This is a genomic window from Streptomyces bathyalis (assembly GCF_015910445.1).
Classification (GTDB): domain Bacteria; phylum Actinomycetota; class Actinomycetes; order Streptomycetales; family Streptomycetaceae; genus Streptomyces; species Streptomyces bathyalis.
This window is the reverse complement of record NZ_CP048882.1, coordinates 3,289,261-3,314,901: the sequence shown is the minus strand read 5'-3', so window position 1 is coordinate 3,314,901 and position 25,641 is coordinate 3,289,261. Positions and strand designations below refer to the sequence as shown.

Below are 25,641 nucleotides of genomic sequence, written 5' to 3'. Positions count from 1 at the left end.
TGGCCGGTCCTGAACACCTCGGCCGATCGACGGAGCACGGGCGCGTGGTACACAGTTCAAGGCACTCGTGGCGCGGGCACGTCACCTCACAGCCACCGCGTCCGAGCCGGAACCGAGCCGGCAGCGGAGCCAGGACCAGTACCGGAAGTGCAGGAAGGGGCGTCACGGCATGGCCAAACGGCAGGCCCGCTTCACCCCGGCGGAGATGGAGGACGACCCGCGCCTGCAGGACCAGTCCCCGGATCTGTGGGGCGAGGAGTTCGGGGAGGTCGCGCGCGGGATGCTCGCCTCCGCCGTCCGCTGCTTCGCCGCCAACGGCTTCCACGCCACGACCACCCGGGACATCTCGGCCGGGGTCGGGCTCAGTCCGGCCGCGCTCTACGTGCACTTCCCGTCCAAGGAGCTCGTGCTCTACCAGATCATGCGGATCGGCCATGAGCGCGCGCTCGCAAACGTGCAGGGGCCCGAGGTCGAGGCGGCTGTCGACTCCGCGGACCGGCTTCGGGTCCTCACGCGGCGGTACACCGCCTGGCACGCGCGTCACCACGTGGCCGCGCGGGTCTGCCAGTACGAGCTCAACGCGCTGACTCCGGAGCACTTCGAGCAGATCCGGGAACTGCGTCACCGCACCACCGAGGTCTTCCGTGAGGCCGTCGCCCGCGGCGTCGCCGACGGCACCTTCGCGCAGACCGACGTGAACAGGGTGGTGCGCGGCATGCTCTCGCTCGGCATCGACCTGGTCCGCTGGTACCGGCTGGACGGGCCCGACTCCCCTGAGGAGCTCGGTGAGTTCTATGCCGATCTCGCCCTGAGAATGGTGACGAGGACCGCGCCGGACGAGCAGTCGCCGGCAACGGTGTCCCGGCCCCGCAACGGCCGCAAGGCGAGCAGCTCTTCGGCCACGGTCACCGGCTAGGGCACACCCCCCGGATCCGCACTTCCGGGTTGCGGCAGGGTCGCGCCCTGGAAGCGGCCGGGACGGCAGCCCGCCAGCACCGGCTCCTCGGTGCCCTCGGCCAGCTCCCGCGCGACCAGGCGGCCCACGGCCGGGGCGAGCGTGACCGCAGCGTGCAGCACCGCCACGTTCAGGCCGGGCACCGGGGCGACCGGGCCGACGATCGGCTCGCCGTCTGCCGGCATGGGGCGTACGCCGACCCGCGTGCTCAGCAGCTCGACGTTCGCGGCGCCGCGGAAGGTGGACCGGACGGCGGCGAGAGTCCGTTCGCGCGAGTCCGCGGCGGCGATCAGCTGATCCGCGGCGACCTGCCGGAGATCGAAGTCCCGGTTGTTGACCACGGTGCGCACCAGACCGGCCGGAGCGCGGAAGCGGAAGAGCGTCGCCGGCGACGGATCGACCGGAACGCGTACGCCGAGCGACGCGCCCAGCGCGGCCGTGGCCACCCCGGCCGCGAGCACCACGGTCGCGGCGGAGAGGGGTCCTGCGGCCGTCTCGACCCCGACGACCCGGCCCCCCGCGTCCCGGCGGACCGCGGTGACCGGGGTGTCCGGGCGGACCCTGGCGCCGTGAGCCCGGGCACCCGCGACCAGCCGCTCGGTCACGCCGACCGGGTCGACGGCGGCGTCACCGGGTGCCCAGACGGCCCACTCCGGAGGTTGCCGCAGCGTGGGCTCGAGCGTCGCCACGGTGGCCGCGTCCACGATCTCCTGCCCGGGCCCCGCCTCCGGCGCTGCGTCCGTGGTGCCCCAGGACAGGGAGCCGGACCAGGTCATCGGGAGCCCCGGCAGCTCGGCCTCGAGGCGGTGGTACTCCTCCGTCGCGGTCGCCCGCAGCGCGGCGGCCGGACCGGTGCGTACGCCGGACGCTCCGATCCAGGCGAACGAGTCCGCCGTCACGCCGGCGCCCGGCCGCCCGGCGTCGACGAGGGTCACGACGGCACCGGCCCGGGCCGCGTGATAGGCCACCGAGGCGCCGACGATGCCGGCGCCGACGACCACCAGGTCGCTGCTCACCGGCGGCCGATCCTCGGCTCCCGGCCGGGCACGCGCCGACGGAACTCCTGACTCTCCGCCGGCGCCCCGCTGGGCAGGTCCGTCATGACGCGTCGCACGCTCATCCGCAGCACTGTGCCGCAGGGCGGACCCCGGCGACAACCGAAAAAGGCCCCGCTCGGGCGGCCGCGCGGCATGCCGCTCCGCATCGGGGTGCGGGCGACCGGGCGGCCGGTGGTCGCGTCCGCCGACCGCTCCGTGAACGGGCGCAGCGCGCTTGGCGACGCGGTGCCCTCTCAGAAGTCCGGACAGCGACCCAGCGATGCCTATGGACGGAGGAGGGTCACTCGTAGCACCATGGCGGCAGTAAATTCATCAAGTGGCGAATTATTGTGAGGGCTGAGTGATGGCGGACGAGCGGCCGGCTCCGGTGCTGGTGGTGGGTGCGGGACCGACGGGGCTGACAGTGGCCAACGAACTGGCGCGGCACGGCGTCGTCCCGCGGATCATCGATCGTGCTCCCGCACCGGCCACCACCTCCCGGGCACTGGTCGTCCAGCCGCGAACGCTGGAGATCTTCGACGACATGGGCGTGATCGACGAGGCGCTGGCGGCCGGCAACCGGGCTGCGGCGCTCACCATCACGTTCAGGAACAAGCAGGTGCGGATGGACATCGCCGATCTGCTGACCGGCCCCCGGAACCACACCGCCTACTCCTCGTTGCGGACGCTCTCGCAGGACGACACCGAGCGGATCCTCGCCGAGGCCCTGGTCGCCAAGGGCGTCGAGGTCGAGCGTGGGCGGGCACTGACGGATCTGACGCAGGACGGGGAGGCGGTGACCGTCTCGCTGCGCGATGAGGACGGATCGACGGAGACCGTCCGATGCCGCTGGGTCATCGGCTGCGACGGCGCGCACAGCGCGGTGCGCAAGGCCGCGGGCATCCCGTTCGAAGGGAGCACCTACCGCAGCGAGTTCATCATGGCCGACGCCCGGCTCGACTGGGAGCTGCCCCACGGTGAGCTGTACGGATTCCCCAGCACTGCCGGGATCTTCGCGGCCTTCTCGATGCCTGGTGAGAACCGGTTCCGCATCTTCGGCAACGTACCGTCCAGGCCCGAGGGGTCCGGTGCCGAGTACAGCGAACCCACGCACGAAGAGTTCCAGGCGATGCTCGACGAGCGAGTGCCCTTCCCGGCCAAGGTCGTCGAGGCGTACTGGGTGACGCGCTACCGCGTGCACAGCCGCAGCGTGCCGCGCTACCGCGACGGGCAGGTCTTCCTGGCCGGCGACGCGGCACATGTGCACAGCCCCGCCGGAGCCCAGGGCATGAACACCGGCATCCAGGACGCCTACAACCTGGCGTGGAAGCTCGCACTGGTCGAGCGGGGCATCGCCGGGGGTTCGCTGGTGGACAGCTACCACGCCGAACGGCACCCGGTCGGCCTCCGGTTGCTGAAGACGACCGACCGCCTGTTCTCCGTCATCGCGGGGCACAACCCGATCTCGAGGACAGCCCGCGGACGGATCGCCCCGCAGCTGGCCGGCGGGGTGCTGACCCGCCGCTCGGTACGGCGCAAATTCGTCGGCATGCTCGCCCAGTTGCGCCTGCGCTACCCGGACAGCCCGCTCAACTCCGAGGAGGGCACGGGCTGGCAGGACGCGCCGGCACCCGGCGACCGGGCGCGCGAGGCGGATCTGCTCGTGGACGGGAAGCCGGGACGCCTCCACGACGTGCTCCGCGGAACGCACCACACCGTGCTGCTCTTCACCGGGCTCGGCGACCATGCCCGGTCCTCCGTCGAGTTGTGCCGCGTCGCCGAACGACTCGAGGAGGCCCACCCCGGGCTCGTGAAAGCGCGCGTGATCAGCGCGGAACGAATGACCGACCAGCCACTGGTGCTCGCGGATCCTGACCGGTCCGCACATCGCCGGTACGGGATCACGGCTGCCGGTGCCTTCGTCATCAGGCCGGACGGGCATGTCGGCCACCGCGGAAGGCCGATCGACGTCGACCGCCTGATGGCAGACCTGGCGGCCAGGCTCCCCGGTGGCTCACGGACACGGACGCCGGACACCGGGTCCACGACGACGCGCTGACCGGAGAACTGACGTACTGACCGGGGAACCGGGACCTCTGCTCGTCCTGTGAACGGTCTCGATCACGTGCTGCCGCCGACTGCCCCGTTCTGCCGATCGGTCAGACTCCAGGGGCAGTTGGAGGCGACGGCTGTCGCATCGAGTGCCAGCCGAGATACACCCACGGCCAGTGGTCGAAACCGCTGCCCGGGTCGGGTTCGATGGCGACGACGGACTCCGCGGCCACATACAGCCGTTCGTGGTGAACGGTGCGGTCGCCCTTCGCGTAGACCTTGTCAGGGTCCCACTGCTGGTAGGTCTCCATGGCGGTCCCCCGGCCGGCGTTCGGCTGCCCTGCTGGGCGCCCTGGAACGATGATACGCAGCCTCTGCACACGTTAGAAGTGAAATGCGCACGATCGTCTGATTCTGTCCGGCCCGCCGGGCTTCGGCGTATTCGGCGCCCCCGGATGGCGAACAGCCGCTGCTCGCCGGGGCGGACGGCTGATCAGGACGGGTCTGTACGATCTGGAGCGCGACGCCGCGAGCGTCCTGCAGCGGAGGGCCGCACCGCTGGTGGTCCCTTCCCCTACGCCTTCCGCGTCGGGAGACCCCAACACCGGCCGACGGCGCCGACGTGTCATGAGGCGACACCGACTGAGCAAGGAGCGGCATGCCTACTGCGCATTTCTCGGCCCTCTCCCACCTCGAATGCTCCCGTACGGGCACGACGTTCGACGCAGACGTGGTGCAGGGCACCTCCGACGTGGGTGCTCCCCTGCTTGCCCGCTACGACCTGGGACGGGTCGCGGCGACCGTGACACGGGAGCAGATCGCCTCACGGGCGCCCGATCTCTGGCGGTACCGCGAGCTGCTGCCGGTGCGCGGGGAGCGCCATGTGTGCAGCCTCGGCGAGGGGATGACGCCGCTGCTGCGGCTGCCACGCTACGGGGCCCAACTGGGCGTCCCCGGGCTGCTGATGAAGGACGAAGGGCTCATCCCCACCGGCAGTTTCAAGGCGCGCGGTGCCGCAGTCGGGGTCTCACGCGCGGCGGAGCTCGGGGCGCGCGGAGTCGCCATGCCCACGAACGGGAACGCGGGCGCGGCCTGGTCGGTGTACGCGGCCCGTGCCGGGCTCGGCAGCCTGATCGCCATGCCGGTCGACGCCCCTGAGATCACCCGCACCGAATGCGTGGTCGCCGGAGCCGAACTCAGCCTGGTGGACGGGCTGATCGGGGACGCGGGCAAGCTCGTCGCCGCGGCCGTCGCCGAACGGGACGGCTTCCAGGAGGTTTCCACGCTCAAGGAGCCGTACCGGCTCGAAGGCAAGAAGACGATGGGCTACGAGATCGCCGAGCAGCTCGGCTGGCGCACGCCCGACGTCATCCTCTATCCGACCGGCGGCGGCGTCGGCATCATCGGCATCCACAAGGCCCTGCTGGAGATGCGTGAACTCGGCTGGCTGGAAGGCGAGTTGCCACGGCTGGTCGCGGTGCAGGCGGAGGGCTGCGCGCCCATCGTCGAGGCGTACGAGCGCGGGGAGAGCGAGAGCCGTCCCGTGAAGGACGCCCATACGGTCGCCTTCGGCATCACGGTGCCCAAGGCGCTCGGCGACTTCCTCGTGCTGGACGCCGTACGGCAGACCGACGGCACCGCGATCTCGGTGACCGACGAGGAGTTGCTGGCCGCGCAGGGTGAACTGGCCCGCGCGGAGGGCGCGTTCGTCTGCCCGGAGGGCGCGGCCTGCTTCGCCGCCGTGCACCGCCTCCGCGACTCCGGCTGGCTGCGGGGCGACGAGCGCGTCGTCGTGCTCAACACCGGCAGCGGCCTGAAGTACCCGGAGACTGTCCCGGTCGACGTGCCGACGCTGCCGGTGGACGGGCGCATCCCCTCGGCGCCGTGACAGCGCACCGAGCGGTGAGACAGTCACGCTCGGCGCGTTCCCGTCACCGGCAGTTGCGGGGACGCTGCGCGCGTGCCGTACTCGACCGTCAGGCAGTCCGCGGCGCGATGCTCACCGCGCGGTAGTCGTATCCGTCCTGGCCGGGGGCCTCCCAGGTGAGGTCGACCCGCTGTCCGGGCAAAAGCGTGCGGAAGCCGGTCGCCCGGATGTCGGAGAAATGGCCGAAGCAGCCACCGGGAGTCTCGGGCGAATCGAGCACGCCCCACCCTTCCTCGTCGCTCCACTCGCGGACCGTCGCCGTAACCATGCGCGGAACCCTACGGACTCCGGCACCGCCCGCGCATGCCGGTTTCCCCACTCGGCGATCACTGTGCAGTCCGGGCAACCGGAGCGCTGACCTGGCGGGACGCTCTCCTGCCGGGCATCGACCCTGCTTGACGCCGACCCGACGTGACGAACCGGTCGTGGGGCGAAGTCGGTCCCGGCCGCCTCCGTCGTCCGGCGCCGAGCAATAGCGTCCTAGGAGGGGCGTCGAAACGGGATCATGGTCTTGCGAGGGCGGTCACGCACGCGAGGAGTCAGGCACGCAGGAGCGGGCCGGCCCTCTCTCGCCGAGAAGGCCGGCCCGGCCTGCGATTTCCTGCGCGGCGGGGACGGGACGTGCCTGGCGCCGCCCCTCAGCGCGCCGGCCCTCAGGGCTGAAGCACGTACCTCCCGCGCACCCCGCCCTTCGCGACCGCGCGGTGGACGGAGGCGACCTGGTCCAGCGGCACGACCGCGTGCACCCGCGACGGCAGGCGCCCGCTCGCCGTGGCGTCGAGGAGCCGGGCGAGCCTGGCGCCGTCGGGCTCCGTCACGACCACACGGACGGTGACGCCCCGCTCCTGCGCCGGCTCAGAACTCGGCTGCACGCCGACGAAGAGGCCGCCGTCGCGGACCAGCGCGACGGCCTGTTCCTGGAGCGCCGCACCGTCGGCGACCGCGTCCCAGCCGGACGATGCCTGCGTGGTGAATCCGGCGCCGAGGCCGCGCACGAACTCCTCGTCCTCGGCCCTGGCCAGTCCGGTGACCTGCCAGCCGCGATCCTGGGCGAGCACGAGGACGTAGCCCCCGACCGCCCCGGCGGCACCGGTCACCAGCAGGCTCCGGCCCGCGCCGTCGCCGAGCAGGTCGACCAGCTTCGACGCGGCCAGGCTGTTGAGCGGGACGGTGGCTGCCGTGGTCAGGTCGAGGCCGTCGGGTACCAGGGCGGTGTCGCTCGCCGGAACGACCAGTTGTTCGGCGTAGGTGCCGAAGTCGCGGTCGAAGCCGCCGACCAGCCCGGCGACGCGGCTGCCGACCGGCAGGTCGACACCCGGACCGGCAGCGGTGACGGTGCCGGCGAAGTCCCAGCCCAGGCCGGTGCGGTCGGGCTGGTCGACCAGCCCGAGCCCGTGGAACACCCCGGCGGCGACCGCCAGGTCGACCGGATTGACCGCGGCTCCGGCGATCTCGACCCGCACCTGGCCCGGCCCGGGCTCGATCACGGGAACATCGATGATCTCGATGGAATCGGGACCCTTCGGGGTCCGTACGACCGCCGTACGGAAGGTGGTGGACATCTTCGCCTCCTGTGGAGAAATCAGTGCTACTACTCCACACTGGAGGTGTAGCTCTCCAACGGGAAGTACGCACTTCGAGGTGCGTATGCCACCGCGCGGTAGGAAGGAGTGGCCGATGCCGACGATGACGGCGGCCGAGAAGCGGGCCGAGGCGAAGGTGGAGTACGACGCGTTTCTGGCGCAGTGCCCCAGCCGGCGGCTCCTGGACCGGATCTCCGACAAGTGGGTGGCCCTGGTCCTGGCGGCTCTCGGCGGCAACGGCCCGCACCCAGGGGAAGAGGATGCCGGCGAGCCGCGGCCGCTGCGCTACTCGGAGCTCTCCCGCCGGCTGGCGGGGGTCAGCCAGAAGATGCTCACCCAGACGCTGCGCTCCCTCGAGCGCGACGGCCTGCTGAGCCGCACGGTGACGCCGACCGTGCCGGTCACGGTCACCTACGAACTGACCGACCTCGGCCTCTCGCTCCACGACCTCATGCGCGGCATCAAGGCCTGGGCGGAGGCCCACATGGACGAGGTCCTCGCCAACCGCGACCGGTACGACGGGTCCCAGGACCAGTAGGTCTGCGTGGGCGCCGGGCGCCGTCCGGCACCGGGCGCACGTCCCGCCCTGTCGCCTCGTCTCGCCCCGCTCACTCCTCGGACGGCCCGCGTTGCGACGGCACGCGCTGCGGCGGTGTGCGTGCGGGGCGGGGCAGACCGAGACGGATCAGCGCCAGGCCCCCGGCGAAGAGCACGCCGAACAGCCCCACGGCGCTGATTCCGAGAACGAAGCCCCCGGCCCAGAACAACAGGCTGAACCCCAGTGAGAGAACGCAGGCCGCGCCCGCGAGGAGCAGCAGGGTCAGCACGCTGAACGGCGTCGAGTCCGGCTCGCCGTCCACGGAGGCCTGGGCCTTGATAGGGCCGACCTTCACCTCGAACTGCAGCCCGGTGCCCTCTCGCAGCACCGACACATCGGCGCGGCTGCTGGGGACCTCTTCGCTTAAGTCGGTGTTTCCGCCGCTACGGCTACCCGTTATGGGCATCCATCCCCCTCATATTGACAAGCCCAGCTTCCATGGAAACTGACTCAGTATCAGACGCGCCACCGTTGCACCTCATGTACGCGCAACGTACAGCGATCACGCATACGATCGCTTGACGACGTCTGACTGTCTGTCATACTGGACTGCGTTGGACGCGGCTCGGTGCCAACACGGCACCCCGAGGAGGGAGGGCCCCGTATGGCCTCCGGACAGTCGGACACCGACGCGAAATCTGCCGGCCTCGAACGCATCACCGTCAATCTCGCCCCCAAGGCGGCCAGTGCCCTGAACCGGGCGGTCAAGCTGACCGGCGACACCAAGACCGACACCGTGAACCGCTCCCTGCGGATCTACGCCTACCTTGAGCAACTCATGCAGGAGGGCGGCACGCTGTACGTGAAGACCGAAGGCAGCGACGAGTTGGAGCGCCTGCACTTCGTCTGATGGCTTGCCCACGTGGGTCAGCCCCGGCCATGTACGCGGCCGGGGCTTTTCCGTTCGCTCGTCCCGGGCCGGGCGGGTGGTGGCGGGTGCGGGCCGTTCCGGGGGCGGCCCCGGGGCGGCATGATTTACGGCCGACCAACGGAACCAGTTCGGTGAGCTCTGTGTCGGCCACAAATCACGTTTGAGCCCCGGAACCATCCCCCTCCACGTCCCGCCCCCTTCCGCCGTCCCGCGTCTGCCGCCTTTCGTACGGGTTCGCTGTCGTCCGTTGGGTCGGACTGCCCACCGCGGCCTCCGGCCGGTGGTCTCCGCCGCCACCTGCGGCTTCGGGTGGCTCAACTCGTCTGCTGTGAGGGTTGGTTCAGGGGCGATGACATGGGCGGGCCCGGCGGCGGAGGAGAAGTCACGGGGGTGCGGTGTCCACCGGCGGAATGCCGCTGGACGGGCGGGAGGGGGCGGGACGCGCAGGGGGGCCGTGTCCGGGCCATTGGGGTCTCCCCAGCGAAGCGTGGGGAAGTGATTTGTGCCGATGCGAACCTGGCGATCTGGTTCCCAGTGGTCGGCCGTAAATCATGCCGCCCGGACATGCCCCCCGGAGCGGCACGCCCCCGCCACCCAACCGCTCGTCCCGGGCCGGGCGCCGCCCCGTGGTCCTCGGCGAGCCGCCGCGAAGTGGAGGGCTGGGCGCGCACCGCGGACCGGGGCGGCCTCCCCATAGCGCATTCCGAACCGGCGCGGTACCACGGCCACTTGGGGCTCGAACGCGCACTGCCGCTCTCCGTCTGACCCGTGACGGCTCAGATTCAAGTCACGTGTCGCGCACCGTGTATTGCCCTCCACTTGGTCCACCTGGCGCTGCCACGTCCGACGGGCGACGTGAGGGGGATGAGCGGTCTGGTCAGGCTCAACTCAGACAATGCGTACATTGACGGCAACGGATTCGGCAAGCGTGGGTGCCGAATTCAATAACAAACGTCATTTCTTTCCGCCGATTCAAGGGAGTTGCCGGGGCCCCGGAATCCGGCCGAGCGGCCGGTGCGACGCTGGCCGCGGCCCGGTCCTGTCGGACGCTCGCCGGGTGCGCCGAATCCGGGCCGGCAGGTCCGGGTGGTGAAGGTTGGAGGTATTTGGCCGCTATTACACCGTCCGAACTGCGCGTGTTCCCGCGCCGTTTCAGCCACCGGGGCATCGTGCGCCGCCGCGTCGCTGCCGGAACCGCTTCGAAGGCGGACGTCGTCCACTGCGGCGGAGAGGTGACGGAGGGGCGGACGGGCGGCTCCCGGTGGGCCGCGAGCACGCAGTGCGAGATCCTCGTCACCTGGTGCAGTGCAGGGAACATCGGTACGCTTCTGGGCGACTCGTGACGTAACATCGGACATCACGGCCGTAGTGGGATCTCGTAGCAGCGCGAGGCCGCTGCGACCGCCGTCGCCTTCCCGGAGCCGGCCGCGCTGCCCTGCCGGTGTTCAAGTTTCAGACCTTGTGTATGCGGGACGTCGGGGGTAGTCCCAACATGGATATTCGTAGTGCGCGTTACTTTGTAGCTGTCGCCGAGGATCTGCATTTCGGTCGCGCGGCGAAACGATTGCACATAACCCAGCCGGGTCTTTCCCAAGGTGTGAAGGCACTTGAGAAGGCCATCGGCATGCAGCTCTTCGAACGGGGCCGGCAGGGCGTGGCGCTCACGGCCGAAGGGGAGGCTCTGCTCCCGGAGTTCCGCGAGTTATTGGCCCGTGCCGACGCCGTCGACGCCTTCGTGAAAATCCTCGCAGAACAGTTCCACGGAAGTCTCACCGTCGGATACACGAGATCCGCCGGTCTGGGCCGGGCCTTCGACTTGATCAGCCGTTTCCGGGGCGCCTGCCCGCGATTACGGATACAGACATCCAGCGCCTCCAGCAGCAGCAACCTCGAAGCCATACGCGAACGCCGCCTCGACGTGGGGTTCGTTCGCCCCCCTCTTCCCGACGACGCGGAAGTGGAATCCGTCAGCGTCGGCCGGGAAGCGGTGCTCGTGGGGCTGCCCGCGGGGCACCGGCTGGCACGCTCGGCCGAGGTGCGCAGGCAGGACCTCGTGGGCCTGCCGCTGGTGTACTTCTCCGAGTCCGCGGGCGGCCTGTGGCATTCCATGCTCTCCGCCGTCTACGGCGGCCACTACTTCCCCGAGATCTGCCGGGAGGAGCCCGACGTCCCGCACATGCTCGCCGCGGTCGCCGAGGGTGCGGGCATCACCCTGGTGACGGAGGGTTCGGTGGCGATGCTCGACGTTCCCGGGGTCGAACTGCGCAGGCTGTCGGGCTCGCCCAGCGTCGGGCTGGATCTGGCGTGGCGGGGGGACAACACCAACGCGGCGCTGCGTACGTTCGTTGAGTTCGTACGTGCCGAAGTCGCCGGTTCCGCTCCGGGCCTCTCGCCGCGCGCCGCGCTGCCGGAGCCCGGCCCCGGGTTGCGGCGCTACGACGTGAACTGAGCCCGGCCGCCCCCGAGTCGGACGGCGGGCGTGCGGTGCGGCCTCCCGGGGCTCCGGCACGGGGCACGAGCATCCCGGAGGCCGCACGTGCACGTCAGACGACGCAGGCGGTCTGCGCCGGCGCCGACGCGGTGGTGCCGGCCCTGCCCGATCGCTGCTCACGTCCGCCGGACGGCTCCCGGATCTCCAGAGTGCAGCACTTCACGCTGCCCCCGGCCTTGAGCAGCTCCGAGAGGTCGACGCCGTGCGGCTCGTAGCCGCGTCGTCGCAGCTCGGCGATGAGTCCCGTGGCCGTCTCGGGGAGCACGACGTTGCGTCCGTCCGATACGGCGTTCAGGCCGAACGCCTCGGCGTCGTGGGCCGAGGCGGTGATCGCGCCGGGGAAGAGTTCGCGCAGCACGGCCCGGCTGCCTTCCGAGAAGGCTTCCGGGTAGTACATGACCTCCTCGCCGAGTACGGCGAGTGCGGTGTCCAAGTGGTAGAAGCGGGGGTCGGTGAGGGTGAGGCCGACCACGGGCCGGCCGAAGAGCTCCTGGGCCTCCTGGTGGGAGCGAGGATCGGTACGGAAGCCCGTGCCGGCGAGGATCCAGCGGTCGGTCGTCAGATAGTCGCCCTCGCCCTCGTTGACCCACTGCGGTTCGTGGACCCGGCCGAAGCGCCGGTCGCGGAACCACTGCGCGTAGGCGGGGCCTTCGGCCGCCCGCTCCTCGTTGCGGAAGCGCGCGGCCAGTACCTTTCCGTCCACGACGGTGGCGCCGTTGGCGGCGAAGACCATGTCGGGAAGGCCGGGCAGCGGGTCGATGAGCTCCACGGTGTGCCCGAGGCCGGTGTAGAGCTCTTTCAGCTTCTCCCACTGCGCGACGGCCCGGTCCCGGTCCACCGGCTTCTCGGGGCTCATCCACGGGTTGATGGAGTACTGGACGTCGAAGTACGTGGGTCTGCACATCAGATAGCGGCGGGGCCGTGCGGTGCGGACGGCGGAGGACTCGGGCATGGCGACTCCAGGGATCGGGGCTGGCGAAGGGATCGGGGCTGGCGAAGGGATCGGTGCGGGCGGCAGGACGCCCGCCCGCTGCGGCGCCGGGCCGGATACGGCCACGCGGCGCGCCGGGAGGGTGCTCAGTCCAGGGGCGAGTCCTTGACCAGCAGCGGCGTCTTCTGTGAGCGCTCGTTGATGCTGAAGCGCGGCGTGACGCGGACCCAGAACGCCTCGGGTGCCTCCGTCTCGACCTCGTAGCCCATCCGGTACACCTGCGTCAGCACCGTCTCCTTGACCCGCGCCTCGACCTCGTCCGCCTGCGCGCCCTCCCGCACCTTCACGCGCAGCTCCATGCGTTCCGCGGGAGCGCCGTGGTCGAAGAGCGCCACCTGCACGCCCGTGACGTCCGGGTCCTTCAGGGCCGCCTCCTCGATCTCCTGCGGCGTGACGAGGATGCTGAGGAACTTCATCTGAGGGTCGTCGCGGCCCAGCACGCGCAGCGCGGGCTCCGTACGGCCGCAGGTGCAGGAGGTGAACTCGCCCCTGTCGCCGATGCGGTAGCGCACCACCGGGTTGACGCACTCGGGGTGCAGGTTCGTCACGAATATCAGCCCGTCGTCGAGCTCGACGTGCTGGTAGGGCACGAGGTGGAAGGTGTCCATGGCGCAGCCCGGGCCGTTGTGCCCGATCACCCACGTCTCGGTCGAGCCGTAGCAGCCGTACAGCTCCGCGTCGGGCAGGATGCGCCGCACCACGTCGAGGGCCGCGGCGCCGAACGGCTCGCCGGTCCACAGGAGTTTGCGGAAACCGGGGGTGATCCCGGCGTCGACGCAGGTCTGCAGCAGATGTGCGATCTGGCTCTGGGTGGCGTTGAGCGCCGTGGCGCCCAGACGGTGCACCATGCCCATCCACTCGGGGAGTTGGCGGTCCTCGATGGCGCCCAGCGGAACGGAGACGGCGCCCGACGAGTGGGCCAGCGCGTTGAAGAAGGCGTGCGAGGAGCAGAGCCGGCCCGGGGTGTCGTAGTTGACCAGCACATCGTCGGCGGACAGCGGGTCCCAGACCGTGCGGATCTCCTCGATCATCTGGCCGCTGGGCACGAGGCTGAGCTTGGGGGCGGACGTTGTGCCGCCGCTGCCGAGCACCAGGGAACCGTGCGCGCGCCGCCGCGCCCTGAGCACGGTGTCCGGCAGCGCGGTGCGGAAGTCGTCCTTCGTCAAAACGGGAAGGTCGCCGAGAGCCGGGTCCGGCAGCGAGCGCGCCTTGTCGTAGAGGTGGCTGAGCGAGGGCAGGTCGCTCATCCGGTCCAGCAGCCGGCGCACGACCTCCGGCGACAGCACGCGGTCGTGCTGCGCCGGGTCGCGGTGTGCCGTGGCGGACTCTTCCGAGGAGGTGATGGCCATGCGGGACGGTCTCCCATCGCACGTTGCCGCAAGAAGTACGGCAGGAAAGCAGGACCCCTCGAGTGCGCCACGAAATACCAGAGTTGTCCAAGAGAACTTCGCACGCCTTGAATAAGTGATTCCTATTGCGGCAGCTAGGCGCTGTGCGGCCCGATTGGCCACCTCGCTTCATAACCGGCGCTTCTGGTGGCCGCGTCTCCTCGTATTGGACGGTCGGCCGGGCGGTGCTGCAGCATTGCGTTCGCTTCCGGCCGCAACAAGGCGGCCGGTCGGATTCTCGGAGGGGTTCGCCTCCGCAGAAGTCCTCTGTCTTTTCCGTGAATTGAGGGGTGGCTCGTGCTCGTCCGGGACCGTGCGGGACTGGAAATGATGCGCTGCGCTCAGGAGGAATTACGTTCGCTGCGCGGGAATCCCGTTCCCGAGGATTTCCACGGCGGAAAGCTCGCCGCGGTCTGGGACCGGGCGAGGAAGAGTCCCGCCTTCCAGGGGCTCCCGGATTTCTCCTGGGAGGAGTTCGGACGCCTGCCGGTCATGACGAAGGACCAACTGAAGGCCGACCCTTGGAACTTCGCCGTCACCGGGGTGTCGGGCGCGGCGAAGTACTACGAGACCACGGGCACCACGGGACGGGTCACGCCGACGCCGCGCCTGGCCGAGGACGTCATCTGGAACACCGTCTCCGTGGCGGAGGCGTGGCGCACGATCCTGCACGACGACGACCGTGTGGCGGTGCTGCTGCCCTCGGACGTCGTGCCCGTCGCGGACCTGATCGTCTCCGTATGCGAATACCTGGGCCTGCCGCACAGCCGGCTGTACCCGTTCGCCACCGGAATCTCCGACTGGGACAGGCTGCTCGCCTTCTGGGAGAACCTGCGCCCCACGACCCTGTTCGTCTCGCCGGGCGTGATGCTCCAGCTCACGCGCCTGCTCAAGCAGCGCGACCTGATGGAGCGGCACAGCGGCGCGGTGCGCAACATCATGCTTCTCGGCGAGGTCAGCACCCCCGCCCTGCGGGCGCGGCTCGGCCAGTGGTGGGGAGCCGACGCCCACGACGCCAGCTACGGCAGCACCGAGACCGGCACCCTCGCGGCGGCCTGCCCGCGCGGCAGCCTGCACCTGCTGACCGGCACCAACTACTTCGAACTCGCCACCGACGAGGGCCTGGTGCCGCTGCCCGCCAAGGGCTCCGGCCGCCTCGTCGTCACGCCGCTCAACCTGTACGCCCGTCCGATGCTGCGGCTGGACACCGGCGACGACGTCAACATCGACGCGGCCGGCTGCGAGTGCCAGGACCCGGCGCCGGTGATCGTGGTGTGCGGACGCAGCAGCGAGACGATCCGCATACACGGCGCGCAACTGAACATCCTCGGCGTGGAGAACGCCGTGTACGGCGCGACCGAGGCCACCGGCTACCTCGTCGAGCTCGAGGCCACCGGCGACTTCGGACGCCTGCTCCTCGAACGGGGCATCGGGGCGGACCGCTCGGCCGAGCCGGCCGCCATCGAGGCGGTGCAGCGCTACTCGGAGAAGGAACTCGGCCTCCACTGGGACGCCGTCGCCTTCGTCAACTCCCTGCCCAGCACCACCAAGAGCGGTGGTTCCCAGAAGAGCTGGAAGCGCTCCAACATACGCGTGGTGGAGCAGGCCTGATGAGCGCCCTCACACAGGCACAGCCCGTGCCCGCCGCCCTGTCGCAGAGCCGTGCCGCCGGCACCGGCGAACCGGACCTGTGGTGCACCTACGCCGCGATGCGCACCCTGGCCTGGCTCGGCCGCACCGCCGAGGCCGAGGACGCCGAGGCGACGGCCCGCTACCTGCGCAGCAGACGCAACTCCGACGGCGGCTACGCCTGGTCCGCCGGAATGCCGTCCGATGCGTGGGCGACCTTCTACTGCACGCAGGCCCTCGCCGACCTCGGCCGCCCCCTGCCCGAGCCCGACGGCACCGCACAGTGGCTGCGCGGCACCTGGACGGCGGACGGTACCGGCGCGGCCTACGCGATGGCGCCCGGCCAGGCGCCGGACGTGTGGGCCACGCACTTCTCCACCCGCAGCACCGTGCGCATCTGCGGCGACGGCGTGCCGGACAGGGCGCGGCTGCTGGCTTGGCTCGGCGCGCTCCAGCGCCCGGACGGCGGGCTGTCGTGGAGTCCGGACTCGCGGACCAGCGACGTGCGTGCCTGTCACTACGGTGCCGCCGCCTGGTTCGCGCTGAACGGCGTCGCCCCGGTGGACCCGCCGTGGGACGTCGCGGCGCTCACCCGCTGGCTGTGCGAACAGCAGACACCCGAGGGCGGCTTCCGCTTCTCGCCGGAGGCGGACGTGCCCTGCATGTGGGCCACGTACCGCGCGACGGCGGCACTGAACATCCTGGGCGCCTCCCCGAGCCGCCCCGTCGAGCCGTGGATACGTGAACTGCGCGGTGCCTCCGGCGCGTTCGTGCGCTGGCAGGGCTACGAGGTCGAGGACGTGTGGGCCTCGTTCTGCGCGGTCGGCGCGCTGCAGGCGGTCGGGGCGCCGACCGCCGACGTCGCCGACGCCGTGGTGGCCCGCATCAGCGCACTGCGCTGCGCGGGCGGCGGATACACCTACCGCGAGCCCGAGCACGCGGCCGACGCACTGAGCACCGCGGCCGCCGTGCTGGCTGACGGGACGGAGCCCCCGGGTGCCCGGGAATCGTCCGGTTCCCCGGAGCCGTCCGTACGTGCCGACCGCATCACCTGGCTGGAGAGCTGCCAACTCCCCAACGAGGGCGGCCTGATGTACATGCCGGCCCGCGGCAGCGAGATCCGCTGCACCCTGTGGGGCCTGACCGCAGGAGCGTTCGCCGGTGAGGCGGCTCAGCCCGCGCGCAGGCGCATCGCCGAGTGGGTGCGCGGCATCCAGAACCCCGACGGAGGCTTCGGCTTCTGGGAGGGACGGGGCTCCGAACTGCTCTCCACGGCGGCCGCGGTCGGCGTCGTACGTCACCTGGGCGCCGCCGTGCCGGAGCTTCTCGACGCCGCCGCGCTGCGCGCCTTCGTCTCCCGTTGCCTCGGCCCCGATGAGTGCACCGCGGCACTGCCCGGCACCGAACCGACGCTCCGCCAGGGCCTGCAGGCGCAGCGCATCCGGCACGCACTCGGCGAGGGCTCCCCGCACGCCGTGACGTCGCTCCTCGACCGGCACCGGGTGCGTGGCGGCGGCTGGGCCAACACCGGTGCGCGACTGCCCGATCTGCTCTCCACGTACGAGGCGGTCGCCACCGCGGACCTGTACGGGCTGCCCCTCGACGCCGAGCATCTGCGGCGCTTCACCGACCGCGTGCACAGCGACGGCGGCACCGCGTGGAGCCCGCTGGCACCCGGCAGCGGAGGTCCGCTCGCCGACGCGCTCGGCTCCCTGCTGCGCCGCCGCGTCGACGGCGCCCTGCGCGCCCTCCCCGACCTCGCGCTCTCCTGACCAGGAAGGTCTCCATGCCCACGATCGAGATCAGCGGCCCCGACCTCGCGGTCCCGGCCCGCCGCAGGGTGGCGCTGCGGCTCACGCGCTGGTTCACCGCACGCGGCGTACCGGGCGGCCACGTGGTGGTCCGCTTCTGTGCCACACCGCCGTCCACCGTCTTCAGCGGCGGCATGCCCGTCGATGCCCTGCCGCACGGCGACGAAGGCCTGCAGCACGCGTCGGTGACCGTGTGTGTGGGGTCGGACCGCGACGAGGACTTCCGCACGGAGCTGGCCGCCGAGATCGCCTCGGCGCTGGAGATGAACGAGCAAACCCCCTTCCTCTACATCGAGTTCCGGGAGACCGACCCCGGCCGCGTCCATCTCGCCCACCAAGGAACGCTGCGACAGGCCGGAGAGGCCCTTGCCGCCGCTCAGGGAAAGGCACTGCGATGAGCAACCGCACCATTCCGGCGTACGACGAGACGCTCTCGCGCGTGCGCGAGGTCCTCGGCGAACTGCTCGGCGACGGCCCGAAGTCGGCGGGTGAGGACCAGCCGCTGACGGAGGCGCTGGGCGACCGCTACGACAGCCTCGCCGCGCTGGAGTGCGTCTCCCGGGTGGAGAACGCCTTCGGCATCGAGGTCGACTTCGTCGCACACGACGTGCGCTACTCCTTCGCGACGCTCCGGCGCATCGCCGAGTTCGTGCGGGGCGAGCTGGAGGACCGCGCCGTGCTGGAAAACCGCGCGTGAACGCCTGCGTGACGGACCGGCCCGTCCTCGAGGCCGAGATCCCGTTCGACACCTCAGGGCATACCGGGGAACCCGTGCGGTGGTGGCGGACGCCCGAACAGCTCCGTGCGGAGGTGGAGTTGCTCGTCGCCACGGTCGTCGGCGAGGTGGGCCAGGTGGTGACCCTGGCGCCCCCGGGGCACCTCTTCGGAAGGCTCTTCGGCGTCGAACTGCCCGCCCTGAAAGGCATCGAGGTGCATTCCGCGTGGCAGGACCCCGTCACGCCGCCGACATGGCGCCCCGGCGTCCCGGCGCTCTTCGTGTGCCTGCCCGCGAGCTGGGTGGCGCTGCGCAGCCTCGCGCCGCGCATCGCCGAACTGCCGCGCGCCGTGGCCCTGCACAGCGCCGGGCCGACGACGCCGCACACCCGGCAGCTGGTGGGCGCGCTGCGCGGGCACCCCTTCCGGGCCGTGGAGCTGTTCGGCTCGACCGAGACCGGCGCGGTGGCCTCCCGGGAGATCGCCGCGGACGCACGGGACGAGCAGCCCTGGCGGCTGCTGCCCGACGTGCACGCCGACCTGCCCGCAGAGCCGGCGGAGCGCAGGCTCACCGTCAGCTCGCCCCGGCTGGCACGGCGCGACGGGCACGACGCGCCGCCCGCCTCCTGGCAGATGGGCGACCTCGTACGGCCCGCGGGGGAGCGGCAGTTCACCTTCGTCGGCCGCGCCTCGCGGCTGATCAAGGTGAACGGGCTCCGCTGCGACCTGGGCCGCGTGGAGCAGACCGTCGCCGCAGCGCTGCCGGGCCTCGACGCCGTGTGCCTGCCGGTGCGCGACGCGGTGCGCGGGGAGCACTACGAGCTGGTCTGTGCCGACCCGGCCGGAAGCCTCGACGCCACGTCGCTGTGGCCGCTGCTGCGCCGCGCCCTGGGCGGCACCCCGCTGCCCCGGTCGCTGCGGCGCGTGCCCCGCATACCCCGGAGCGCCACGGGCAAGCCGCTCACGCATCTGCTGACGGCCCCCGCCGCCACGGCAGCGACGGCAGGTGAGTGACGGATGACGACGGAACCCACCGACGCGCCGCACGAACTCCCGTGCCCGGTCGGGGAGTTGCTCGCCCACACGGTGCCCGGCGGCAAGCTGGTGCTCACCCGCGACGAGGAACAGCGCATGCGGGCATCCGCATCGGCGCTCGCCCGCATCGCAAAGGACCGCCCGGTCTACGGGCTCACCCGCGGCTTCGGCCCGCTCGCCGAGTACGCGGCCGACGAGGACCCCCGCGAGCAGGGGCTCGGCCTGCTGGACCACCTCACCGCCGGACAGGGAGCACCGCTGCCGCGCGACGTCGTACGCACCATGGTCTGGCTGCGGTTGCGCGGGATGACGCAGGGGCACTCGGCGGTCGACGTGGAGGTGTGGCAGACCCTCGCCGAGCAGTGGAACCACGGGCTTACTCCCGTTGTCCCGCAGGAGGGCAGCCTCAGCGCGAGCGGCGACCTGGTGCCGCTCGCCCACGCCGCGCAGGCGGCGGCCGGACGCGGCGAGGCCTGGCTCGAACTCGGCGGCGAGCAGCGGCGCGTGCCGGCGGCCGAGGCCCTGGCCGCCAATGGCCTGCCCGCGGTGCGCTGGGACGCACGTTCCGCCCTGGCCTTCGCGAACGGCTCGGGCGCGTCGCTGGCGCGGGCCCTGCACAACCACGTGCGGCTGGCCGCCCTGGCACGTGCCCTCGCCTCGGTCACCGGGCGCACCGCGGCCCTGCTGGGCTGCAACACGGAGGCGTACGCGGACGCGCTCTCGGCGGTGCGGGGACACCACGGCCAGCGGGTCGCCGCCGCGCTGGTACGCGAGGAGATGCACCGCTCGGCCGCGGGCAGCGCAGGGCAGGACGGTACCGGTACCGCGCCGCGCAGGCTCCAGGAGCCGTACTCGCTGCGCTGCGCGCCCCAGGTCGTCGGAGCGGTTCTCGACCAACTCGCAGCGCAGGGACGGATACTGGCCGCCGAGGCGGAGGGCTGCACCGACAACCCGGTGCTCGTCGACGACGACGTGCTGCACGGCGGCAACTTCCACGCCGCGCCGGTGGGCCTGGCAAGCGAGCAGCACGCCCTGTGCGTGCACCAGCTCGCCTACCTCGCCGAGCGGCAGCTCGCGCTGGTGCTCGACCCGCAGCACAACGGCGGGCAACCGCCGCTGCTGGCGGAACGGCCCGGCAGGGACAGCGGGTTCGCCGGTGTGCAGATCGCGGCGACCGCCCATCTGGGCGCCCTGCGACAGCGCGGCTATCCGGCGTCCTTCACGCCGGTGCCGACGAACCTAGACAACCAGGACCACGTACCGCTCGCCCTCAACAGCGCCAATGCGGTGGCGGAGATGACGGAGCGGGCGTGGTGGATCGTCTCCTCCCTGTTCCTCGCCGTCACCCGGCTCGGCCACCTGACCCGGGGCGGTGCGGGCGCCGGCGGACCCGGCGACGGGAGGGGCGGGGACGGCCGCGGCGCGGACTCGCTTTGGGCCGAACTGGCTCGCGACTGGCCCCCGTTGACGCGCGACCGGCCGCTCGCCCACGAGGTCGCGGCCATGGCCGGCCGCATCGAGGCCCACTACTCCCGCGCCGGGGAGCGACACGGCGCGAACGACGAGGATCAGGAGTACACCCGGTGCCCAGCGTGACACTCGGAACCCGGCTTGCCGCCGCGCAGCAGCCGCAATGGGAGGACGAGGAGGAACTCGTCCTGGCCGTGAAGGAGTTGGCGACCAGGCCCGCGCTGGTGAGCGCGGGCGACTGCCACGAGCTGCGCCACCGGCTGGCGGCGGCGGCCCGCGGCGAGGCGTTCGTCGTACAGGGCGGCGACTGCGCCGAGCGGTTCGCCGCCTCCGCGCCCGGCCAGGTGCGGGCGAAGGAGCAGCAGCTCCGGCGGCTCGGCGCGCTCGTGGGGGAGCTGTCCGGGCTGGAGAGCGTCCTGATCGGCAGGCTCGCCGGGCAGTACGCCAAGCCGAGGTCGAACCCGACGGAGACGGTCGGCGGGCAGGTACTGCCCGTCTACCGCGGTGACGCGGTCAACTCCCCGGAGCCGCTGCCCGAGGCGCGGCGGGCCGACCCCGCCCGGCTCGTACGCGCCTATGACCACGCCGCCGATGCGCTCGCGGCGCTCGGAACACCCGGAGGGCGGACGGGAATTGACGGCCCGGCACCGCACGGCCCGGAGCTGCCCGGCGCACCCGGCCCGGAGGCCCGCAGCTCGCGGCAGCGCGAGGCGGTCTTCACCAGCCACGAGGCGCTGCTGCTGGACTTCGAGGAGTCCCTGGTGCGTCCGGACGCGATCGTCGGCGGCTCGTACGCCTCGTCCGCCCACATGCTGTGGATTGGTGAGCGAACCCGCCAACTGGACGGCGCTCACGTGCACTTCGCGGAGCAGGTGAACAACCCGGTGGGCGTCAAGCTCGGCCCGTCGGCCGACCCGGCGGACGTGCGCGCGCTGTGCAAGCGGTTCGACCGGTACGGGCCGCCCGGCCGGCTGACGCTGATCAGCCGCATGGGGCGCGGAGCGGTCTCGGAGCGGCTTCCCCGGCTCATCGAGGCGGCGGCTCCCTTCGCGGGCCGCGTGGTCTGGCTGTGCGACCCGATGCACGGGAACACGCTGCCGCACGCCTCGGGGCGCAAGAGCCGCGTACTGGCCGACGTCCGGGAGGAGGTGCGCGGATTCCTCGCCGCACTCCGCGAGTACGGCGCGTACCCGGGCGGCCTGCACCTGGAGACGACCCCCGAGCCCGTGACCGAGTGCGTGGGCGAACGCGGCGACCTCGAACGTGCCGATGCCCTGACCCGCTACACCTCCGCCTGCGATCCGCGTCTCAACGCCGAACAGGCCGAGGAACTGGTGGCGTTCGCCGCCCGGCTGCTGTGACCGCCGAATGCACGGACCCGCGTACCCGACCGCCCAGAGAGCCCAGACTGCCTTGCCGGCACCGCCCGGCAGCCGACGGAGAGAGAAGCACGTGACAGCCGCGAGCGCACCGGACGACAGGCCCCACATCGTGGTGATCACCCGCTGGCGTGAGCACTACGCACAGTACGAGCGCTACCTCGACCACGAGACCCACACCGTCACCTACGTTGCCAGTGGCATCGCACTCGGCTCCGTACCGCCGGCGGCCACGGAGGTGGCCCGTGTACGGCGCACCGACGACCTCGAGGAGGTTCGTGCGGCCGTGCACGCTCTGGCCGGCAGGCACGGGCGGCCCGCCGGGATCGTCGCCCTGAAGGAGGACGACCTGCTGGTGGCGGCGCAGCTGCGCGCCGACCTGGGATGCCCCGGCCAACTCCCCGGGGACCTGCTGCGGTTCCGCGACAAGTACCTGATGGCCTCGGCGATCGCCGAGGCAGGGCTGCCGGTGCCCGCGTGTGAGCCCGCACCCGGACCGGAGGCCGTCACTGGCTTCGCGGAACGGCACGGCTGGCCGGTGGTGCTCAAGCCGCGCACGGGCAGTTCCAGCGCGGGGGTCACCGTGCTGGACGGGCAGGAACAGCTCGCGGCCACATCCTGGTCGGAGCCGTCACTGGTGCAGGTGTGCAATCCGCATCCGATCTACCACGTGGACGGTGTCTTCACCGGCGAGGAACTGGCCACCTGGCGTGCCTCCCGCTACGTGAACTCCTGCCTCGGCTTCCGCGAAGGGCTCTTCCTCGGGTCCGTGGAGGAGGACGACCAGGAACTGCTGGCCGTCATCGGCACGTACACGCGCCGGTTCCTCGCGGCGCTCACCGACCGGCCCACGCCGTTCCACCTGGAGATGTTCGTGGACCGGGTGGGGCTGCGGTGCGAGTTCCTGGAGGTGGGCGCGCGCGTCGGCGGTGCGGAGATCCCGTTCATCTGGCGGGAGTTGCACGGCTACGACCTGATGGAGGCAGCCTTCCGCATCCAGCTCGGCGAACCCGCGCCGCCGGCGCCGTCCGCGGCTCACGGCAGCGACGGATCCGGCACCGGCGTCGGCCACGGTCCCGAGCGCGGCGGCTGGCTGCTGATCCCCGCACCGGCGGAGAAGCCGTGCCGCATCACCGAGGTGACGCCCATGACCGGCCTGGAGCCCGGACCGTACAGCGAGTCCCTGCTGAGCGTCGGGGAGGTGCTGCCCGCGGCCGACGCCTACTACGAGCACGTCGGCGGCCGGTTCCGCTTCCGGGGCCGCGACAGCGGTGAGGTGGAGAAGGCCCTCGTCGCCACGGCCGAGGCGTTCCGGGTGACCGCGGAGCCGGTGCGGGACGAGAACATCGTCGGAGCCGGATCCCGGTGAAGGGCACGACGGCAGGCGGCTCCGGGCAGGACCGGAACGAACACACGACGCGGCGGAACACGACCGGACCGGCCGACCGGACCGGGCAGCACGCAGCAGGAGAGGGGATGAGATGTCACGAGTGGTGATCGTCAGCGGTGGAGGGACGGGCATCGGACGTGCCGTGGCCCGCGGGTTCGCCGCGGACGGCGACAGTGTGCTGCTTGTCGGACGCCGGGCCGGGGTGCTCAGCGACGCGGCCGAGGCGCTCGCGGCCGAGGACGGCATCAGCGGGGAGATCCGGACCTTCGCGGCCGACCTCTCCGACCCGGCGGAGGCGGAACGCGTACGTGCCGAGGTCGACCGGCTCTACGGCCGCGTGGACGTGCTGGTCAACAACGCCGGCGGCAACGTGGAGATCGGCGCGCCCGACGACGCTCCCGGCGGACTCGCCGGCGTCGCACGGCACTGGACCGGCAACTTCAACTGCAACGTGCTCACTTGCGTGCTTCTCACCGAGGCGCTCAGGGACCTCCTGCAGCAGCCGGGCCGCCGGGTGGTGCTGATCAGCTCCATCGCCGCATACCGGGGCTCGGGTTCCGGTTCGTACGCCGCGTCGAAGGCGGCCCTGCATCCCTACGCCTACGACCTTGCGGGGCAGTTGGGCGGGCACGGAGCCACCGTGAACGTGGTGGCCCCCGGCTTCATCGAGGACACCGAGTTCTTCGGCGACCTGATGTCGGACGAGCGGCGCAAGATGCTCGTCGCACAGACCGACAACGGCCGCGCCGGCACGCCCGCGGACATCGCCGACACCGTGCACTGGCTCTCCTCGCCCGGCGCGGGCCACGTCACGGGACAGGTCGTCCAGGTCAACGGCGGTGCGCAGCACGGCGCTTGACGCCCGTCAGGCCCGTCCCCCGAATCATCCCCCCCGCAGAGCACCCGAGGCCGGTGACCCACCGGCACAGCACAGCGGCGGCTGCCGCGCCCAGACAGGAGAGAGAAGCCATGCCGGAAAAGGGCTATGTGGCCATCGTCGACGCCTACAGCTTCACCAGGCGGCTCGCCCCGGAGTTCGTGAAGGCCGGATACGGGTGCGTGCGCGTGCAGAGCACCCCCGAGGTGCCGGAGGTCTACGGCTCCTCCTTCAGCCTCGACGACTACGCCGGGAACATCGTCCACCGGGGCGACCTGGACGAGACGGTGAAGGCGCTCGCCGACTTCGGTCCCGTGGCCGTCGTGCCGGGAGGTGAGTTCGGCGTGGAGTTCACCGACCTGCTCAGCGAGGAGATGGGTCTGGCCACCAACGGCACCGCACTCAGCGCCGCACGCCGCGACAAGTACACGATGATCGAGACGATCAAGGCAGCCGGTGTGCCCGGAGCCGAGCAGCTCCGCATCACGGGTGAGGACGAACTGCGGCGCTGGCACGAGAAGCTGGGCGGCCGCGTGGTGGTCAAGCCGGTCCGAAGCACCGCGGGCGACGGCATCCACTTCTGCGACACGCCGCAGGAGTCCGTCGACGCCTACCGGGCCCTGAGGTCGGCCAGCAACGTCTTCTCTCAGAGCAACGAGGGCATCGTCGCCCAGGAGTACCTCGTCGGCGGCGAGTTCATCGTCAACACCGTCAGCCGCGAGGGCCGGCACCACGTGTGCGACATGTGGAAGACGACGCGGCTGACGGCGAACGGCGTGCTCGACCTGTGCGACGCCGTCCGCCTCATCGCTTCCGGCAGCGACGACGGACACACCCTCGCCGCGTACGCACGGCGGGTCCTGGACGCCCTCGGCATCCGCAACGGTCCCGCCCACCTGGAGGTGAAGCTGACGCCGGACGGGCCGCGGCTCGTCGAGGTGGGCGCGCGCATCGCCGGCGGCGACATCCCGCACTACGCCCGCATGGGCATCGGCGAGTCCCAGATCGACTGGACGGTCGACGCCTACGTCAACCCGGAACGCTTCGACGCGCGGCAGCACGAGGAGTACCGGATCCGGCACCACTTCGCGTCCGTCGCGATGATCTCCTCAGTGCGGGGCACGCTGCGCCGCTACCCGCACCTGGAGACGGTGGAGAAGCTGGAGAGCCTCCACGAGATCCGCACCCTCGTCAGCCCCGGCTCCGCCATCGAGCCGACGGTCGACGACCTCACCTACCCGATGATCGTCAACCTCCGGCACGAGGTCGAGGAGGTCGTCATGCGCGACTTCGGCACGCTGCGCTATCTCGACGGTGAGGGCTTCTACGAACTCGGCTGAGCACGACGGCTGTTCGGGCACGTGCGCACCCCGTTTTTTCGTGCCCGAACAGCGGCCCGGCTCCCCGTACGGGCGTATGCGGGGCCAGGCGGAGCGGGAGCAC

The 25,641-nt window shown here is 71.7% G+C and carries 24 protein-coding genes; 17 read left to right on the top strand and 7 right to left on the bottom strand.

Features of this window, described 5'->3' with window-relative positions; translation table 11 throughout:
- Window positions 1-169 precede the first annotated feature (169 nt).
- Window positions 170-916: a TetR/AcrR family transcriptional regulator gene (locus G4Z16_RS14365; protein WP_197351161.1), complete on the top strand. Its 747-nt coding sequence runs from the start codon at window positions 170-172 to the stop codon at window positions 914-916.
- Here the strand turns inward: G4Z16_RS14365 and G4Z16_RS14360 are convergent.
- Window positions 913-1,971 (bottom strand): NAD(P)/FAD-dependent oxidoreductase, encoded by a 1,059-nt coding sequence (locus G4Z16_RS14360; RefSeq protein WP_197351160.1) that lies wholly within the window; start codon window positions 1,969-1,971, stop codon window positions 913-915. The two genes, G4Z16_RS14365 and G4Z16_RS14360, sit on opposite strands and share 4 nt — an antisense overlap.
- A gap of 385 nt (window positions 1,972-2,356) precedes the next feature.
- Here G4Z16_RS14360 and G4Z16_RS14355 point away from each other — a divergent pair, with 385 nt between their 5' ends.
- Entirely contained in the window at window positions 2,357-4,051 is a 1,695-nt protein-coding gene (locus G4Z16_RS14355; protein ID WP_197351159.1) for an FAD-dependent monooxygenase, read from the top strand.
- A 100-nt stretch (window positions 4,052-4,151) separates the two neighbouring features.
- Here G4Z16_RS14355 and G4Z16_RS14350 read toward each other — a convergent pair whose 3' ends face one another.
- Window positions 4,152-4,355, bottom strand: coding sequence for a hypothetical protein (locus G4Z16_RS14350; RefSeq protein ID WP_197351158.1), 204 nt, complete (start codon window positions 4,353-4,355; stop codon window positions 4,152-4,154).
- A gap of 347 nt (window positions 4,356-4,702) precedes the next feature.
- Here G4Z16_RS14350 and G4Z16_RS14345 point away from each other — a divergent pair, with 347 nt between their 5' ends.
- Window positions 4,703-5,932: a threonine synthase gene (locus G4Z16_RS14345; RefSeq protein WP_197351157.1), complete on the top strand. Its 1,230-nt coding sequence runs from the start codon at window positions 4,703-4,705 to the stop codon at window positions 5,930-5,932.
- 88 nt (window positions 5,933-6,020) lie between these two features.
- On the opposite strand, the gene G4Z16_RS14340 is transcribed toward G4Z16_RS14345, so the two are convergent.
- Entirely contained in the window at window positions 6,021-6,239 is a 219-nt protein-coding gene (locus G4Z16_RS14340; RefSeq protein WP_197351156.1) for a cold-shock protein, read from the bottom strand.
- A gap of 385 nt (window positions 6,240-6,624) precedes the next feature.
- On the bottom strand, window positions 6,625-7,533 hold the full coding sequence (locus G4Z16_RS14335) for an NADP-dependent oxidoreductase (RefSeq protein ID WP_197351155.1): 909 nt from the start codon (window positions 7,531-7,533) through the stop codon (window positions 6,625-6,627).
- 115 nt (window positions 7,534-7,648) lie between these two features.
- Between G4Z16_RS14335 and G4Z16_RS14330 the strand changes: the two genes are divergently transcribed.
- Window positions 7,649-8,092: a winged helix-turn-helix transcriptional regulator gene (locus G4Z16_RS14330; protein WP_197351154.1), complete on the top strand. Its 444-nt coding sequence runs from the start codon at window positions 7,649-7,651 to the stop codon at window positions 8,090-8,092.
- A 70-nt stretch (window positions 8,093-8,162) separates the two neighbouring features.
- Here the strand turns inward: G4Z16_RS14330 and G4Z16_RS14325 are convergent, their stop codons facing one another.
- Window positions 8,163-8,558 (bottom strand): hypothetical protein, encoded by a 396-nt coding sequence (locus tag G4Z16_RS14325; protein WP_197351153.1) that lies wholly within the window; start codon window positions 8,556-8,558, stop codon window positions 8,163-8,165.
- Window positions 8,559-8,756: 198 nt separating this feature from the next.
- Here G4Z16_RS14325 and G4Z16_RS14320 point away from each other — a divergent pair, with 198 nt between their 5' ends.
- The 3 genes from G4Z16_RS14320 (at window position 8,757) to G4Z16_RS14310 (ending at window position 11,472) form a co-directional block, all read left to right on the top strand.
- Window positions 8,757-9,002 carry a hypothetical protein gene (locus G4Z16_RS14320; RefSeq protein ID WP_197351152.1) on the top strand — a complete coding sequence of 82 codons (246 nt, stop codon included), beginning with the start codon at window positions 8,757-8,759 and terminating at the stop codon, window positions 9,000-9,002.
- A gap of 1,127 nt (window positions 9,003-10,129) precedes the next feature.
- Window positions 10,130-10,366, top strand: coding sequence for a hypothetical protein (locus G4Z16_RS14315; RefSeq protein WP_197351151.1), 237 nt, complete (start codon window positions 10,130-10,132; stop codon window positions 10,364-10,366).
- A 122-nt stretch (window positions 10,367-10,488) separates the two neighbouring features.
- Window positions 10,489-11,472 (top strand): LysR substrate-binding domain-containing protein, encoded by a 984-nt coding sequence (locus G4Z16_RS14310; RefSeq protein ID WP_343070816.1) that lies wholly within the window; start codon window positions 10,489-10,491, stop codon window positions 11,470-11,472.
- A gap of 94 nt (window positions 11,473-11,566) precedes the next feature.
- On the opposite strand, the gene ddaH is transcribed toward G4Z16_RS14310, so the two are convergent.
- Together ddaH and G4Z16_RS14300 are read right to left on the bottom strand one after the other, a co-directional pair.
- Window positions 11,567-12,466: a dimethylargininase gene (gene ddaH / locus G4Z16_RS14305; RefSeq protein WP_197351149.1), complete on the bottom strand. Its 900-nt coding sequence runs from the start codon at window positions 12,464-12,466 to the stop codon at window positions 11,567-11,569.
- A gap of 125 nt (window positions 12,467-12,591) precedes the next feature.
- Entirely contained in the window at window positions 12,592-13,854 is a 1,263-nt protein-coding gene (locus tag G4Z16_RS14300) for a phenylacetate--CoA ligase family protein (protein WP_197351148.1), read from the bottom strand.
- A gap of 336 nt (window positions 13,855-14,190) precedes the next feature.
- Here G4Z16_RS14300 and G4Z16_RS14295 point away from each other — a divergent pair, with 336 nt between their 5' ends.
- The 10 genes from G4Z16_RS14295 to G4Z16_RS14250 all read left to right on the top strand — a co-directional run bounded on the left by G4Z16_RS14295 (window position 14,191) and on the right by G4Z16_RS14250 (window position 25,538).
- Window positions 14,191-15,504 (top strand): phenylacetate--CoA ligase family protein, encoded by a 1,314-nt coding sequence (locus G4Z16_RS14295; protein WP_246530845.1) that lies wholly within the window; start codon window positions 14,191-14,193, stop codon window positions 15,502-15,504.
- Entirely contained in the window at window positions 15,504-17,294 is a 1,791-nt protein-coding gene (locus G4Z16_RS14290) for a prenyltransferase/squalene oxidase repeat-containing protein (RefSeq protein ID WP_197351147.1), read from the top strand. The genes G4Z16_RS14295 and G4Z16_RS14290 overlap by 1 nt, the downstream gene beginning before the upstream one ends.
- 14 nt (window positions 17,295-17,308) lie before the next feature.
- Window positions 17,309-17,731 (top strand): tautomerase family protein, encoded by a 423-nt coding sequence (locus G4Z16_RS14285; RefSeq protein ID WP_197351146.1) that lies wholly within the window; start codon window positions 17,309-17,311, stop codon window positions 17,729-17,731.
- The gene (locus tag G4Z16_RS14280; RefSeq protein ID WP_197351145.1) at window positions 17,728-18,030 is read left to right on the top strand and encodes an acyl carrier protein; all 303 of its coding nucleotides are present in this window, start codon (window positions 17,728-17,730) and stop codon (window positions 18,028-18,030) included. The genes G4Z16_RS14285 and G4Z16_RS14280 overlap by 4 nt, the downstream gene beginning before the upstream one ends.
- On the top strand, window positions 18,027-19,061 hold the full coding sequence (locus G4Z16_RS14275; protein ID WP_246530844.1) for a class I adenylate-forming enzyme family protein: 1,035 nt from the start codon (window positions 18,027-18,029) through the stop codon (window positions 19,059-19,061). The genes G4Z16_RS14280 and G4Z16_RS14275 overlap by 4 nt, the downstream gene beginning before the upstream one ends.
- Window positions 19,062-19,064: 3 nt before the next feature.
- A complete protein-coding gene (locus G4Z16_RS14270; protein WP_197351144.1) occupies window positions 19,065-20,678 on the top strand; it encodes an aromatic amino acid ammonia-lyase in 1,614 nt (537 codons plus the stop codon).
- A complete protein-coding gene (locus G4Z16_RS14265) occupies window positions 20,666-21,913 on the top strand; it encodes a 3-deoxy-7-phosphoheptulonate synthase (protein WP_197351143.1) in 1,248 nt (415 codons plus the stop codon). The genes G4Z16_RS14270 and G4Z16_RS14265 overlap by 13 nt, the downstream gene beginning before the upstream one ends.
- A 91-nt stretch (window positions 21,914-22,004) precedes the next feature.
- Window positions 22,005-23,300, top strand: a complete 1,296-nt coding sequence (locus G4Z16_RS14260) for an ATP-grasp domain-containing protein (RefSeq protein ID WP_197351142.1) — start codon at window positions 22,005-22,007, stop codon at window positions 23,298-23,300.
- A 112-nt stretch (window positions 23,301-23,412) separates the two neighbouring features.
- The gene (locus tag G4Z16_RS14255) at window positions 23,413-24,180 is read left to right on the top strand and encodes an SDR family NAD(P)-dependent oxidoreductase (RefSeq protein WP_197351141.1); all 768 of its coding nucleotides are present in this window, start codon (window positions 23,413-23,415) and stop codon (window positions 24,178-24,180) included.
- 110 nt (window positions 24,181-24,290) lie between these two features.
- A complete protein-coding gene (locus tag G4Z16_RS14250; protein WP_197351140.1) occupies window positions 24,291-25,538 on the top strand; it encodes an ATP-grasp domain-containing protein in 1,248 nt (415 codons plus the stop codon).
- Window positions 25,539-25,641: the final 103 nt, after the last annotated feature.